The 14,443-nt window shown below is 70.4% G+C and carries 11 protein-coding genes; 6 read left to right on the top strand and 5 right to left on the bottom strand.

Going from position 1 to position 14,443, the window contains the following annotated elements; genetic code table 11:
* The first annotated feature begins 38 nt into the window (after window positions 1–38).
* On the top strand, window positions 39–443 hold the full coding sequence (locus tag ACOZ38_RS08155; RefSeq protein WP_405145128.1) for a RidA family protein: 405 nt from the start codon (window positions 39–41) through the stop codon (window positions 441–443).
* 36 nt (window positions 444–479) lie between these two features.
* Here the strand turns inward: ACOZ38_RS08155 and ACOZ38_RS08150 are convergent, their stop codons facing one another.
* Both ACOZ38_RS08150 and ACOZ38_RS08145 read right to left on the bottom strand, forming a co-directional pair.
* Window positions 480–1,145, bottom strand: a complete 666-nt coding sequence (locus ACOZ38_RS08150; protein ID WP_424529492.1) for a potassium channel family protein — start codon at window positions 1,143–1,145, stop codon at window positions 480–482.
* Window positions 1,138–2,508, bottom strand: a complete 1,371-nt coding sequence (locus tag ACOZ38_RS08145; protein ID WP_424529491.1) for a TrkH family potassium uptake protein — start codon at window positions 2,506–2,508, stop codon at window positions 1,138–1,140. Before ACOZ38_RS08145 ends, ACOZ38_RS08150 begins: the two co-directional genes overlap by 8 nt.
* A gap of 433 nt (window positions 2,509–2,941) precedes the next feature.
* Here ACOZ38_RS08145 and ACOZ38_RS08140 point away from each other — a divergent pair, with 433 nt between their 5' ends.
* Window positions 2,942–3,865: a carbohydrate kinase family protein gene (locus ACOZ38_RS08140; RefSeq protein WP_424529490.1), complete on the top strand. Its 924-nt coding sequence runs from the start codon at window positions 2,942–2,944 to the stop codon at window positions 3,863–3,865.
* A 133-nt stretch (window positions 3,866–3,998) separates the two neighbouring features.
* The gene (locus ACOZ38_RS08135; protein ID WP_424529489.1) at window positions 3,999–4,874 is read left to right on the top strand and encodes an alpha/beta fold hydrolase; all 876 of its coding nucleotides are present in this window, start codon (window positions 3,999–4,001) and stop codon (window positions 4,872–4,874) included.
* A gap of 6 nt (window positions 4,875–4,880) precedes the next feature.
* Here the strand turns inward: ACOZ38_RS08135 and ACOZ38_RS08130 are convergent, their stop codons facing one another.
* Window positions 4,881–5,390, bottom strand: a complete 510-nt coding sequence (locus tag ACOZ38_RS08130; protein WP_424529488.1) for a GNAT family N-acetyltransferase — start codon at window positions 5,388–5,390, stop codon at window positions 4,881–4,883.
* Window positions 5,391–5,641: 251 nt separating this feature from the next.
* Between ACOZ38_RS08130 and ACOZ38_RS08125 the strand changes: the two genes are divergently transcribed.
* Window positions 5,642–7,114, top strand: a complete 1,473-nt coding sequence (locus ACOZ38_RS08125; protein ID WP_424529487.1) for a glycosyltransferase family 39 protein — start codon at window positions 5,642–5,644, stop codon at window positions 7,112–7,114.
* 224 nt (window positions 7,115–7,338) lie between these two features.
* On the opposite strand, the gene ACOZ38_RS08120 is transcribed toward ACOZ38_RS08125, so the two are convergent.
* Window positions 7,339–10,563, bottom strand: a complete 3,225-nt coding sequence (locus tag ACOZ38_RS08120) for a GH92 family glycosyl hydrolase (protein ID WP_424529486.1) — start codon at window positions 10,561–10,563, stop codon at window positions 7,339–7,341.
* Window positions 10,564–10,915: 352 nt separating this feature from the next.
* Here ACOZ38_RS08120 and ACOZ38_RS08115 point away from each other — a divergent pair, with 352 nt between their 5' ends.
* Together ACOZ38_RS08115 and ACOZ38_RS08110 are read left to right on the top strand one after the other, a co-directional pair.
* Window positions 10,916–12,355: an acyl-CoA carboxylase subunit beta gene (locus ACOZ38_RS08115; RefSeq protein WP_424529485.1), complete on the top strand. Its 1,440-nt coding sequence runs from the start codon at window positions 10,916–10,918 to the stop codon at window positions 12,353–12,355.
* A 39-nt stretch (window positions 12,356–12,394) separates the two neighbouring features.
* Window positions 12,395–12,604 (top strand): DUF5988 family protein, encoded by a 210-nt coding sequence (locus tag ACOZ38_RS08110; protein WP_405145109.1) that lies wholly within the window; start codon window positions 12,395–12,397, stop codon window positions 12,602–12,604.
* Window positions 12,605–12,736: 132 nt separating this feature from the next.
* On the opposite strand, the gene ACOZ38_RS08105 is transcribed toward ACOZ38_RS08110, so the two are convergent.
* A complete protein-coding gene (locus ACOZ38_RS08105; protein WP_424529484.1) occupies window positions 12,737–14,260 on the bottom strand; it encodes a glycosyltransferase family 39 protein in 1,524 nt (507 codons plus the stop codon).
* Window positions 14,261–14,443 lie beyond the last annotated feature (183 nt).

Here is a 14,443-nt window from a genome sequence, read left to right as displayed (position 1 = left end):
GTGACCGGGAAGCCTGGAAGCCGATCTTCGGAGCCGCAATGAGTGACAAGACCGCCGTCCGCACCGACGGCGCTCCCGCGCCCGCGTGGGTCTTCTCCCAGGGCGTGCGCAAGGGCCCGCTCCTGCAGGTCTCCGGCCAGGGACCCCAGGACCCGGGGACGTCGGAGTACGTCCACCCGGGCGACGTGCGCGCCCAGACCCGCAGGACCCTGGAGAACGTCAAGGCCATCCTCACGGCCGGCGGCGCGACCGTCGAGGACGTGATGATGTTCCGGGTCTACCTCACCAAAAGGGAGGACTTCGCCCCGATGAACGAGGCCTACGGCGACTTCGTCAGGGAGAACTGCCCGAGCGGGGTGCTGCCCTGCCGCACCACCGTCTTCACCGGACTGCCCAACGAGGCGATGCTCGTGGAGATCGACGCCCTCGCCTACGTCGGCTGACGGCGCCTGACGTCCGCTCAGCCGGTCGACCTCGCCTCAGGTCAGCTCGGCGAAGCGCTCCACCTTCTCGATCGTCCCCGACACGATGATGACGTCGCCGTACATCAGTACGGTGTCCGCCGTGGCGTAGGTGAACTCCTGGCCCTGGCTCTTGACGCCCACGATCGTGACGCCGTGCTTCTTGCGCAGCCTGGACTCCCCGAGGGAAACGCCCACCAGATCCTTCGGGGGGCGGGTCTTGACCAGGGCGAAGTTCTCGTCGACCTCGATGTAGTCGAGCATCCTGCCGGTGACCAGGTGGGCCACCCGCTCGCCCATGTCGTGCTCGGGCAGCACGACGTGCCGGATGCCGATCTGCTCCAGGATGCGGGCGTGCTGGCGGCTGACCGCCTTGGCCCAGATGTTCTCCACCTCCAGCTCGACGAGCAGAGAGGCGGTCAGGATGCTCGCCTCCAGGTCACCGCCGATCGCCACCACGGCCTGGTAGAAGTCGGGCACACCGAGCTGCCTGAGCGCCTCCATGTCGGTGGAGTCGGCGGCGACGACGTGGGTGAGGCTCCCCGCGAGGCTCTGCACCACCTTCGGCCGGTTGTCGATGGCCAGGACCTCGGTGCCCCGGCGTACGAGCTCAAGCGCGAGCGAGGTGCCGAAACGGCCCAGCCCGATCACCACCACGGGACTGTCTCTGCTGTACTCAGCCAACGATGGGTCGCTCCTCCGGCAACTCGTAACGGGTGGTGCGCTCGCGCAGCGCGAGCGCGGAACCGAGGGTGAGCGGGCCGACGCGCCCCACGAACATCAGCAGCAGGATCAGCACGTGCCCGGCGGCGGGCAGGTCGGCGGTGATGCCGGTGGACATGCCGGCCGTGCCGAACGCCGACACCGCTTCGAACAGCACCCTGTCCAGGCTGTGCGGCGTCAGCGCGAGCAGCGCGTACGTCGCGACGGCGACCAGGCCCACCCCGAGCAGCGCGATCGCCAGTGCCTGGCGCTGGATGGTCTCGGGGATGCGGCGGCGGCCGACGTTCACCCGCGTCTCGCCGCGCAGCTCGGCCCACAGGACGAAGGCCAGCAGCCCGAACGTGGTCACCTTGATGCCGCCGCCGGTGCTGGCGCTGCCTGCGCCGATGAACATCAGCACGTCGGTGGCCAGCCAGCTTGAGGGGTACATCTGCGTGATGTCGATGCTGTTGAAGCCCGCGCTGCGGGGCATGACGCCGGTGAAGAACGCGGCCAGCAGCTTGGCCGGGTCGGACAGCGGGCCGAGCGTCCTGGGGTTGGACCATTCGGTCAACAGGAACACCACCGTGCCGAACACGATCAGCACGGCCGACATCGCGAGCGTGATCCGGGTGAGGATCGACCACCTGCTCGGACGCCGCCACGACCGGAGCAGCTCGAACCACACGGGGAAGCCGAGCCCGCCGATGATGACGGCGACCGCGATGGTGACGCAGATCCAGGGATCGGAGACGAACCTCATCAGGCTGTCGGGCCAGAGCGCGAACCCCGAGTTGTTGAACGCCGCGACGGCGTGGAAGGCGCCGAGGTAGGCCGCCCTCCCGACGGGCTCGCCGTACCCGATCATGAACCGGGCGGTGAGCACGGCCGTGACGACGACCTCCGACACCAGGCTGAAGACGACCACCTTGCGGACGACCCTGCGAAGGTCGATCATGCTGAGCGCCTTGGTCTCCGCCTGGGCCAGCAGGCTGGCCCGCAGCCCCAGCCGGCCGGAGACCATCACGGCGAAGAGCGTGGCCAGGGTCATGATGCCGAGGCCGCCCACCTGGACCAGCCCCACGATGACGACCTCCCCGAACATCGACCAGTGCGTGCCGGTGTCCACGATCACCAGCCCGGTGACGCACACGGCGGAGGTGGCCGTGAACAGCGCCTCCAGCAGGTCGGCCCGCTGCCCGGTGGTCGTGGCGAGCGGCAGGGAGAGCAGCGCCGTGCCGAGGAGGGCCACCAGGCCGAATCCGCCCACGATCACCTGCGCGGGGTGCTGGAAGCGGCCCAGCATGGCTCCGGCGAACCCGGTGCCGCCGCTCAGCTGTGTCATGGGACCGCCGATACGCGGGCACGGCGGGAGACGGGATCGGCGAACGTCACGATCATGGAGCCCCCGGCCGGAACAGTGAGGCGGCGGCATCCGCGGACCGGACGCCCCAGCGCACCGATGCACAGTAACAAGCACCCGAAAGCCTGACCAACCGCACGGCAACCCTCCACGCCCGGCTGCCCCGGCCCGTTTGCCCGATGCCTCAGGGGTAGGGCCGGCCTTCTTCGACTTCTACGCCAGGGAAGTGCTCCCGCACATCTGTCAGGCCAGCCGTAAGAGGCTGCGGCGCGGCACTCTTGTACCGTTCCGATTCTGCGCGCAGGGGGCACGTCCAGGGCATCGCCACCACGGGCAGGCGACGGCCTTTCGGCACTCACATGGGAGTCCGTCCCGTCGAGGCGCCGGACGCCGATCCAGGAGAAGATCGGTTCTTATGAACCAGCACATCACCGTGATCGGTGAAGCCGTGGCGGACGCCTTCGTCATCCCCGGGGAGGGCATGCTGGACCTACAGGTACGCCCGGGGGGCGGCCCGGTGAACACCGCCGTCGCCCTCGGGCGCCTGGGCACGCCGGTGCGGTTCCTCGGCCGCCTGGCGGACGACACCCTCGGGCGACTCATCCGCGACCACCTCGCCGGCTCGGGGGTCGACCTGAGCGCGTGCGTCACCGCCCCGGAGCGCGCCACGCTGGCGATCACGGCGGTGAACGAGGCCGGGCAGGCCTCCTACGACTTCTACACCGAGGGCACCGCCGACTGGCTCTGGACCGCGGAGGAGCTGGCCGAGCGGGCGCCGTACGACGCCCGCTGCGTGCACGCCGGCTCGCTCGCGCTGGCGCTCGCGCCCGGCGGGCCGCACATCGAGCGGCTGCTGGAGGCCGTGCGAGCCCAGGCCACGATCTCCATCGACCCGAACGTGCGCACGGCCCTGGTGCCGGTCTCCACCTACCTCGAAGCCCTCCCCCGGTGGGCGCGGATCGCCGACATCCTCAGGCTCAGCGACGAGGACCTGGCCCACCTCGGGCTGTCGGCGGAGGATGCCTTCACCACCTGGCACGGGCACGGCGTCCGTCTGGTCGTCGTGACCGGCGGCACCGGCGACGTGCACGCCTCGCTCGACGGCGTGCGGATCACGGTCCCGGCCGTCGAGGTGGAGGCCGTCGACACCGTGGGCGCGGGCGACACGTTCACGGCGGGGCTGCTGCACGTGCTGGAACACCGAGGACGGCTCGGCGGGCGCCTCCCCGACCTCACCCCCGCGGACGTCGAGGCCGCCATCGCCTTCGCCGTACGAGCCGCCGCCGAGACCTGCAAGGTCCCCGGCGCCAACCCCCCATGGGCCCACCAGCTCACCTGAAGACGCCACGGCCACGTACGTTCCACCCGGCTTGCACCAGTTAAAGGGGAGGCGGATGCCGCCGCCCGGGCTGGAGCGGTGAAGCGGCGGGTCGGTACGCTCGCACGGAGCAGGACCGTGAAAGGGAGTGGGCATGGCCACCGAATCCCCCCAGCCGCTGGACATCCCCGTCGACGGAGGCGAGCTGCGCGCGCTCCGGTGGGGCACCGGGGACGCCGTCATCCTGGCGGCTCACGGGATCACCGGCTCCGCCGCCTCCTGGCAGGCGGTCGCCGGGCACCTTCCCGCCGGATGGTCACTGATCGCCGTCGACCTGCGCGGCCGGGGCGGCAGCACCGACCTGCCGGGGCCGTTCGGCTTCGACCGCCACAGCGCCGACCTGAACGCCGCCGCCCGCCACATCGGCGCCGGGCAGTACGTGCTGACGGGGCACTCCATGGGCGCGTACGTCGCGCTGCTCGCCGCCGCGCGAAGCCCGGAACCGTACCGCCGTCTGGTGCTCGTCGACGGCGGGATCCCGCTGCCCGTACCCGAGGGCCTCGACCCGGACGTGGTGATGCGGGCGACGCTCGGCCCCGCACTGGCCAGGCTCAGCCGGACCTTCGACTCCGTCGAGGAGTACTTCGACTTCTGGCGCGCTCATCCCGCGTTCAAGGACTCCTGGAGCGACGACCTGGAGTTCTACCTGCGGTACGACCTCACCGGCGAGCCGGGCGCCCTGCGTTCTCGCGCCCAGCCCTCAGCGGTGCGCGCCGACGGGCACGACCTGCTGAGCAGCGGCCAGAAGATCAACGAGGCGCTGCGCGCGCTGAAGCTCCCCACCGTGCTCCTCACGGCCCCCAGCGGCATGATGGGCGACCCCCCGCCGTTCCTGCCCCCCGCCCTGGTCACCGAGGCCCAAGCCCAGTCCCCCGCCCTGGACGCCGAAGTCATCCCCGACACCAACCACTACACCATCCTCTTCAACCCCCCAGCAGCCCAAACCATCATGAGCCACCTGACCACCTGACACTGATCAGCCGTGGGTCCATTCGTGGGCGAGGAGGCTCATGGTCAGGGATGACCACCACTCGCCATTCACCAGGGTGACCTCGCGCTGGACGCCTTCACGCTGGAAGCCGAGGCGCTCGTACAGGCGGATGGCGCTCGCGTTGTGGGTGTACACGCCGAGGTCGACGCGGTGGACCTTCATCTCCTCGAAGGCGACCCGGAGCGCGGCCCGGAACATCGCCGCGCCGTATCCGCGGCCACGAGCCTGCGGCGAGACCAGGACCATGCCCAGGCGGGCGGACCAGCGTCGAGCGTCCGGCTTGAGCGAGATCTGGCCGACCGGCGTACCGTCCGCCTCGGTCGCGACCAGCGTGCGCCGGTCAGGGTCGGCGGCATGGAAGGCGACGAGCTGATCGGGGTCGAACGGCCAGGAGAACCCCGCGTTCCCCGACCACGTGGTCAGCTCCTCTGCTCCGTCAACCCAGGACGCGACGGTCACCGCGTCACCCGCCTCGAACGCGCGCAGATCGATCATCCGCCCATGTCTACCAGCCCCCATTGCAACCCGGCGAACCCCACCACCCCGGAACGCACTCATCCCTTCCCGGTTCCTGTGTGAAGCTCCCCACCGCGCTCTCACCCCCCGGCGGCATGACGGGCGGCCCCCACCGTTCCTGCTCGCTCGAACATGTCATGTTCGCCGTGCCGGGAGGGTGACCCCCCTGTTTATTGATCGCGATGCGGAAGTGGGTGGCCGGGCTGACAATTGACCACCATCATGGTCAAGTGACCTCGATCACCCGAGTCAGGACAGAAGCCCTGCTCCCCCCGTTCAGCCGGACCCCCGTCCTCTCCGTCGCACTGGCGACCAGCGCCGTTCTGCTCGCCGTCAGCCCCTGGTACGGCTACCACCGCGACGAACTCTACTTCCGGCTGCTGGGCGGGCATCCGCAGCTGGGATATTTCGATACACCGCCGCTCACCCCGATGATCGCCCGGTGGTCGACGGCCGTCTTCGGCGACACGGTCGTCGCCCTGCGGATCGTGCCCGCCCTGTGCGCCGGGCTCGTGATCGTGCTCGTCGCGCTCATCACCAGGGAGCTCGGCGGGAACCGCCGAGCGCAGATCCTGGCCGCGGCGGGAACGGCCACCGCGTCGCTACCTCTGATCGCCGGGCACACGCTGCTCACCCTCACTCCGGATCTCTTGCTGTGGACGGCCACCACGCTGTGCCTGATGCGCGCGCTGCTTCGAGGCGATGGGCGGTACTGGATCTGGGTCGGCCTGATCGCGGGGTTCGCCACCTACAACCGCGATCTGATCGTGCTGCTGCTGGGCGCCATCGGCGTGGGCATCCTGGCCGCCGGCCCGCGCGAGGTCCTGAAGGACAAGCGTCTGTGGATCGGCGCCCTGCTCGCGATCGCGGTCGCGGCGCCCAACCTGGTCTACCAGGTGACCCATGACTGGCCGCAGTTCCAGATGGCCGAGGCGTTGAAGATCGACGAGGGGACCACCAACAGGATCACCTTCGTTCCCCTGCAGCTCTTGCTGCTCGGCCCGCCCCAGGCGGTGGTGGGCGTGGTGGGATGGCGCCGGCTGTGGCGGGACCCCCGGACCCGGGCCCTCTCCATCGCGTATCCGGTGGCCTGCGCGGTCACCCTCTACTCGGCGGGCAGGGCCGACTACCTCGTGGGGTTCCTGCTGTACCTGTTCGCCGCCGGCTGCGTCTCCGCCGCCGAATGGCGGTGGCGCCGGACGCTGGTCACGGCGTTCGCGGTCACCGCGGTCGTCTCGATCGTCGTGGCCTTGCCGGTCATCCCGGCCGCCTCGCTGCCCGGAACCCCGGTCGCCGTCGCCAACGAGGTGTCCGTCGAGTCCGTGGGGATGTACGACCTGGCCCGACAGGTCGGCCAGGTGGTACACGGGCTGCCCGAGCAGGAGCGGGCCGGGGCGGTGCTGCTGGCCGGGAACTACGGGGAGGCCGGCGCGCTCGACCGGTGGGCGGGCGAGTTCGGCCTGCCGAAGGTCTACAGCGGCCACAACGAACTGTGGTGGTGGGGCCCGCCTCCCGAAGGGACGCGAGTGGTGGTGGCGGTCGACTTCACCGCTCGGGGCCTCGGCACGGTGTTCGCCCGATGCACCCAGGCCGCCACGGTGACCGGGATGGCCGGCGAGGAGCAGGACAACCCGATCATCGTCTGCCACGACCCGCTCCAGCCATGGAGTCAGATCTGGCCGAAGGTCCGTCACTACAACTGACCCGCGTGGGCGGATGCCGGGTATCTCCGGCCTTCGCCCGGCAGGAGTGTCGCGGGACGCGCTCTCGCTGGGAAACGGCGCCCAGGCCGGTGGCCCGGGACTCGGCGGTAGGGCTTGTCGTTCGGCCTACGCGGGATCCACGTCCCTGACCCGGCCTGCACGTCGACAGAAAAGGACCCCACGGAGGGCTCGCGCCCCCCGTGGGGTCCTCGGTCATCTGTGGGTCAGGAGAAGGCCCACGCGAAGAGGTGCAGCGAGCCGCCCTCGACCGGTGAGAACTTCACGCTCTTCACCTTCTTGCCCGCGGTCAGCGCGATCGGCTGGGCGGCGAAGACGAACGTGCTGAGCGGCTGGATCTGCCAGGAGCCGGAGTACAACCGGTAGGGCGCCTGGGCCACGATCTCGTTGCCGTAGCTGGGCGGGCTACCTCCGTAGTTCAGCATCCAGTCGCTGAAGCCCAGCTTGGCCGTGCTCGTCGAGCCGTCGGTGTAGGTGATCGTCGTGTCCACCAGCGGCGCGGTGTTGGTGCCCGACCCGAGGAAGGCGAGCTTGGTGGCCCCGTCGGGCGCCGCCATCTCGATCGCCTGGTTGCCGGTCACCAGGTTGTCCCACTCGCCGAGCCTGCGGTTCGGCCAGGTGAACTGGAAGCCCTTCCAGTCGACCTTGCCGCCCGGCCGCAGCCCGGCTCCCGCGAGCGCCTGCGCCGGATAGCCGAACCCGGTTCCGTCGAGGTTGGCCTGGCCCGGCTCGGCCTCGTCGCCGATGCCGGCGTTGTTCATGTACCAGTCGATCGTCCCGCGCTTGGCCACGTTGAGCCGTACGCCGGTGGTCTGCGCCGTGGAGACCGAGCCCGAGGACGTCGGCTCCGTCGCGGAGATCGGCACGGTCTGGAACCCGACGCCCACGCCGGCGCCCACGGTGATACTGAGCTTCACCGTGGCCCTGCCTCCGGCCGGCACCACGAGGGTCCCACTGGCGGGTGACACGGTGATGCCCGCCGGCGGCTTCGCCTCCCACTTCAGCGACACGGCCTTGGTCGCGGACTGCGCGGCGAACAGCGCCTCGAAGGTGCCGCCCGGCTCGACCGGGCCGCTGCCCGGGTCGGCGCCGATGACGTACTGCTTCGCGCCGTCGTTGAACGACGGCGGCACGTCGTTCACGCCGGCTCCGAACGTGGTGTTCGGCGTGGTGCCGAGCGTGAAGTCGAGCCGGCCGCCACCGGTGGCGAACGACTCCGGCAGCCACGCCTTGGTGGTCCGCACCCCGTTCACCTTGAGCGTCTGGACGTACCTGGCGGCGGAGCCGGGCGCGTTGATCTCGATGCTCCCCTTGTCCCGCGTAATAGTGATCTTGTCGAACAGCGGGGTGTTGACCAGCAGTTCCGCCCTGCCGGGGATGGCGGGGAAGATGCCCATCGCCGACCACACGTACCAGGAGCCCATGGCCCCGAGGTCGTCGTTCCCCGCCAGCCCGTCCGGGCCCGGCGTGAACAGCTCCTGCTGCACCCGCCGCACGAGGTCCTGGGTCTTGTACGGCTGCCCGGCCCACGCGTACAGCCACGGCGCCGGCATGGCCGGCTCGTTGCCCATGTAGGCGTAGGGCTCCCTCGGACCGGCGTTGAGCTTCTTGAAGTACCCGTCGAGCCGGCCGACCGCCTTGGCGTTGCCGCCCATGACGTCGAACAGCCCGCGCGGGTTGTGCGGCACCAGCCAGTGGTACTGCGCGCCGTTGCCCTCGATGTAGACGTCGGGGCTCGCGGGGTCGAAGGGGGAGGTGAACGACCCTTCGGCCATGCGCGGCTGGATCCAGGAGTTGGCCGGGTTGTAGATGTTCTGCCAGGCCTGCGAGCGCTTCATGAACTCGCCGGACGTCGTCGCGTCGCCGAGACGGGAGGCGAGCTGGGCGAGCCCGAAGTCCGCGATGCCGTACTCCAGGGTCGAGGAGGGGTCCGCCGGGACGTACCCCTTCGTCATGTAGGCGGCGTTGCCCGGCCGCTCGTCGTACTTGGCCTGCGGGTGGCCGATGTCCATCGGGCCGACGCGCTTGGCCGCCGCGACCATGGCCTTCAGGACCGTGGGGGCGTCGTAGCCGCGCGCCCCGAAGGCGTACATGCTGGAGATGATCGAGTGGAACGGGTCGCCCACCATGACGCCGGTGACCGCGCTCTGGTGCGACCACCGGTCCCACACGTTGCCGATCGACTGCGCGTTGTCGTACATCGACTGCGCGATGTCGCTGCCCACGTCGGGCGCGAGCAGGGCGAGGAGCTGCACCTCGCTGCGGTAGATGTCCCACCCGGAGAACGTCGCGTAGTGGTGACGGCCCGCGGCGACCTTGTGCGGCTTGTTGTCCATCCCGGTGTACGTGCCGTCGGCGTCCTCGGCGACGTACGGCTGCAGCAGGGAGTGGTAGAGGTTGCTGTAGAAGGTACGACGCTGGTCCAGGGTGCCGCCGGTGACCCGCACCTGGCCGAGCCGCTTGCTCCAGGTGGCCCGGGCCTTCTGCGCCACCTGGTCGAGCCCGTCGGTGCCGATCTCGGTCCTGACGTTGTTCCGGGCCCCGTCGACGCTCACGTACGACAGTCCCACGCGCATCTGCACCGGCCTGGCGGAGTCGAACTGCAGGTAGGCGCCCGACCCGGGGCCGTTCACGACCACATCCTGGGCCGTCACGGTCTCGCCCGTGACCTTGGCCTTGGAGGCGTTCCTGACCGTCTGGACGCCGGGGAGCACGGCGTCGTCCTTCCACGTGCCGGAACCCGTGACCGGCTGGTCGAAGGTGGCGGAGAAGTAGACCCTGTAGCGCATCGGGGGGCCGCAGAACCCGCCGGTCTGCACCCAGCCCTCGACGGTGTTCCCCGTGATCCGGGTCTCACCGTCGTCGATGCCGTTGACCGAGCCGCTGGTGTTCAGCAGCAGCGTGCCGGGCTTGCCCGGTGGGAAGGTGAACCGCCCCACACCGGCGCGCGTGCTCACCGACAGCTCGGCCTTGACCCCGGTGTCCAGGGTGGTGCCGTAGAAGCCGGGCGACGACTTCTCGTTCTCATGCTTGAACGTCGGCACGTAGTCGTCGCCATGGGTGGCCGGCGACCTGCCGATCGTCCCGGAGATCGGCATCACGGGGAAGTCCTGCGCGCCCGTGCATCCGGGCCCCGAGATGTGGGTCATGGAGAACCCGCGCAGGCGGTTGTCCTCCCATTTGTAGCCGCCGCCGGCGTTCGCCACCGTGTCGGGGCTCCACTGCATCATCCCGAACGGCAGGACGGCACCGGGGAAGTTCATGCCCGCCCCGCCGCCGTGACCGAAGTCGGGGCCTCCCTCCTTGGTCCCCAGAAAGGTGTTGACCAAGGCGGCCGGATCTTCGTCGGGGGTGGACTGGACGACCGCGCCCCCCGGAAATGCCGTCGCGGCCAGAACGGCGGCGACTATCGGTAACGACCATATGGACAAGGCACGTCCTCCAGGCAGTGAGTTCACGTCACAGAAACATGAACGCGAATCACCAGAGGGCGTCAACCTGCAGAAATTGCGGCCACAAGTTGCCACCGCGGCACGCGGCGGCCTGTGAGGACGGCCTTCCCGCGCACCCGGGGACGCCCGTCGCACCCCATCCCACCTGGTACGACGTCCCATCCGCCCACCGGCGAGAACGTGGGGCGAGCCCCCGGGCGAGGGCCGGGAAAACGGGGTCAGGAGCATCGGTCAACACGATTCCTACACGAACAGGGGTTGGCTCGCATCGATAACTGCGGCAAATTCGGCACTATTACCGGTTGACTCCATACAGCAGGGGAATTCAGCGATGACTGTCCTGTCCACCATTGCGGTCGAGAAATCCCCGGCTCAGGAGATCGACGGCCGGGCACCGTCGGTACGCCTCGCGCGGCTGCTCGACCCCGGCTCCCCCGTGCCCCTCCACGGCGACGACGACAGCGGTGTGAGCGCCGTACGCGGGCTGGTGGACGGAGCCCCGGTGGTCGCCTACTGCACCGACGCGACGCGCATGGGCGGCGCGCTCGGGGCCGCCGGCGCGACGCACATCGTGGCGGCGATCGAGGCGGCCGAGCGCATGGGGTGCCCGGTGGTCGGCCTGTGGCACTCCGGAGGCGCCCGGCTGGCCGACGGGGTCGAGTCGATGCACGGCGTCGGGCTGATGTTCGCCGCCATGACCAGGGCCTCCGGCGTGATCCCGCAGATCTCCGTCGTCCTCGGGCCCGCGGCGGGAGCCGCCGCCTACGGCCCGGCGCTCACCGACATCGTCATGATGGCCGACGCCGCCCGTGTCTTCGTGACAGGTCCCGACATCGTGCGAAGCGTCACGGGCGAGACCATCGACATGGCGGGGCTCGGCGGCCCCGAGACGCACGGCCCCAAGTCCGGGGTGGCCCATGTGACGGTCGGCGGCGAGGACGAGGCGTACGTACGGGCCCGCCGCCTCGTCGGGTTCTTCTCCCGGCCGGGCGCCTTCGACCTCACGCGCCTGCGGGAGCACCGGGACCTCGGAGCTTTCCTCCCCGAGTCACCCCGCCGGGCGTACGACGTGCGGCCGCTCGTCCACGCCATCATGGACGCCGACGAGGCCGGGGTGGTCTTCGAGGAGCTGCAGCCGCGCTGGGCCGCCAACCTCCTGGTGGGGCTCGGCAGGCTCGGCGGCAGGTCGGTCGGCGTGCTCGCCAACAACCCCATCCGCAAGGGCGGCTGCCTGGACTCGCTGTCCGCCGAGAAGGGCTCGCGCTTCGTCCGCATGTGCGACTCGCTCGGCATCCCTCTCGTCGTGCTGGTGGACGTGCCGGGCTACCTCCCCGGAGTCGGGCAGGAGTGGGGCGGCGTCGTCAGGCGGGGCGCCAAGCTCCTGCACGCCTTCGCCGAGGCCGTCGTGCCCCGGGTCACCCTGATCACCCGCAAGTCCTACGGCGGGGCCTACATCGCCATGAACTCCCGCTCGCTCGGCGCCACGGCGGTCTTCGCCTGGCCCGGCGCGGAGGTGGCGGTGATGGGCGCCGAGGCGGCGGTCGGCGTCCTGCACAAGAAGGCGCTCGCCGCGGCCCCCGAGGACGGACGGGACGCGTTGCGGGCGCGCCTGGTCGAGGAGCACCGGCGGGTGGCCGGCGGCGTCGAGCGGGCGATGTCCCTCGGGGTCGTCGACGAGGTGATCGCGCCCGCGACCACGCGGCTCCGGCTGGCGGAGGCCCTGGCGGGGGCGCCGCATTCCCGGGGACGCCATTCCAACATTCCGCTGTGAATATCGAGAGGCGGAAACACACCCGAAGGAGGTGCCACCGTGTTTCAGATCGGAGTGGTCCTTGTAGGCGGCCCGTCATACCTGCCCACCGATCAGCGAATTCAACGGGTCACGACCGTCGCCGAGACCTTGAAACTGCCCGTCGGCGGAGGATACGAACACTTCAGCCATCAGGGTGAGAGCACGGAAATCGACGGGGTCGATTTCCCGGTGTTCCGCTGGTTCATGCGCACCGCCATAGCCGAATGACGTTCGGCCGCTGGTTCCCGCGCACGACAATAGCCGAATGATGTTCGGCCGTTGACGGCGCGATAATCCGGAATCCCCACCGCGGAGAACGGCCACGTCAGAACGTGACGTGGCCGTTCGCACGGGCGGTCGCTAGAAGTGGCGCAGCATGGGCCACAGGGTGGACCACGGGGCATGCGGGCCCGTGCACAGCTGGACGACGTCGTCCTGCAGCTCGTTGCCCGGCTCGAACCCGAGGTCGACGCGCTCCGCCGGCCGGCACTCGCCGAAGTGCCGGGGAAGCCGCAGGTTGTCCTTGTGGTACACGAGCACCACAGGCCCGTCGGCGGAGTCCGGCGGCGGGCCCCACTCGGCGTAGCTCATGTGGGCGGAGTAGGCAGGCGGCAGGCCGTGGCCCGGGCCGTACCGCGCGATCGCCGCGGCCTCGCCGTAGTTCTGGGCGAAGACGACGGCCCGCGAGCGCTGCTCGGCGGGAATTCGCCCCCAGACGCCCGCGACGGTGGACGCCAGCGTGGGCCAGCCCACCTGCTCGCCCTGCTCGCGGTTCATCGCGCTGACGACGTGCACGGTCTCGGGCGGCAGCACGGGCAGCGTCACGACGATGTTGACCAGGGCGGCGACGGCGACCACGGCCGCGAGCACCCGGCTCCGCCGCCTGGTGCCCGCCCAGCGGTCGACGCTCGTGGCGCCCGCCGCCATCGCCACGATCAGCAGCGGCAGCACGTAGTAGGACTTGCCACCAAAGATCGGCACGACCACCACGAGCAGCGGGACGGCCACCGCGAACGGCCGTGCCCACCGGATCGCCGGATCGCGCCACAGCCGTACGAGCCCGGCCGCCCAGATCGGCACGAACAGCGGGGAGAGCTGCACGAGCAGGAGGGGCACGAACATCAGGCGGTTCTCGCCGCCCTCGCGGTCGCTGATGCCGGCCGCCACGGTGAACTGGGGCCAGCCGTGCGCCGCCGCCCACAGAAGGTTCGGCGACGCCAGGACCAGCGCGACGGCCGCCCCGGCGAGGAGCCACCAGGTGCGCAGCACCCGCCTCGGCCCGGCCGCCAGCACCGAGACCAGCAGCGCCACCACCACCAGGGCGACGAGCTGCTTGTTGAGCATGCCGATGCCGATGACGGCGCCGATCGCCAGATACCAGCGGCCGTCTCCGGTGCGCAGCAGCCTCAGCACGAGCCAGCTGATGACGAGCCACGCGAGCATGTCGAACGTGGCCGTGGCGAGCATGTGGCCGAGCCCGAGGACGATGCCGGAGGTGGCGGTGAAGACCGCCGCGAGCGACTGGGCACGCCGGCCTCCCCCGAGCTCCCTGGCGACCAGCGCGACGACCACGACGGTGAGGACGCCGAGCAGGGTGCCCACGACGCGCAGCCCGACGGGAGTCTCGCCGAACAGGGCGGTGCTCGCCCGGGCCAGCAGCGGGGTCAGCGGCGGCTGGTCGATGTATCCCCAGGCCGGCCGGTCGCCCGCGACCATGAAGTACAGCTCGTCACGGTGGAACCCGTAACGGCCGGACAGAGCTGTGAGCAGCGCGGCGAGCGCTGCGGCGACGACCGCGACCGGCCCAGCCGCGAACGGCGGCAGTCCCCCGGGACGGTCGTCGTCTTCGTCCGACACCGATGTGTCGGAATGCGCGATAGTCATGACAATTGAGCATGACAGCAGACCGGTGGGTTGACGTCAAGCTCGGGGAATCGTGGCCCGGCCGATGGCCTGTTCTTTCAGGCCACTTCTTGCCACAAGCGGGCCCATCATCTCCAGGGACCGTGGCGGTAACCTCGATTTCACCGGGTCAGCCGTATTCAGCCGTCGGATGGCGCGAGGTAT

Source organism: Sphaerisporangium viridialbum, assembly GCF_049674955.1.
GTDB classification, from domain to species: domain Bacteria; phylum Actinomycetota; class Actinomycetes; order Streptosporangiales; family Streptosporangiaceae; genus Sphaerisporangium; species Sphaerisporangium viridialbum.
Note: the sequence above shows the minus strand (reverse complement) of the source record. Positions and strands in the feature narration are given on the sequence as shown.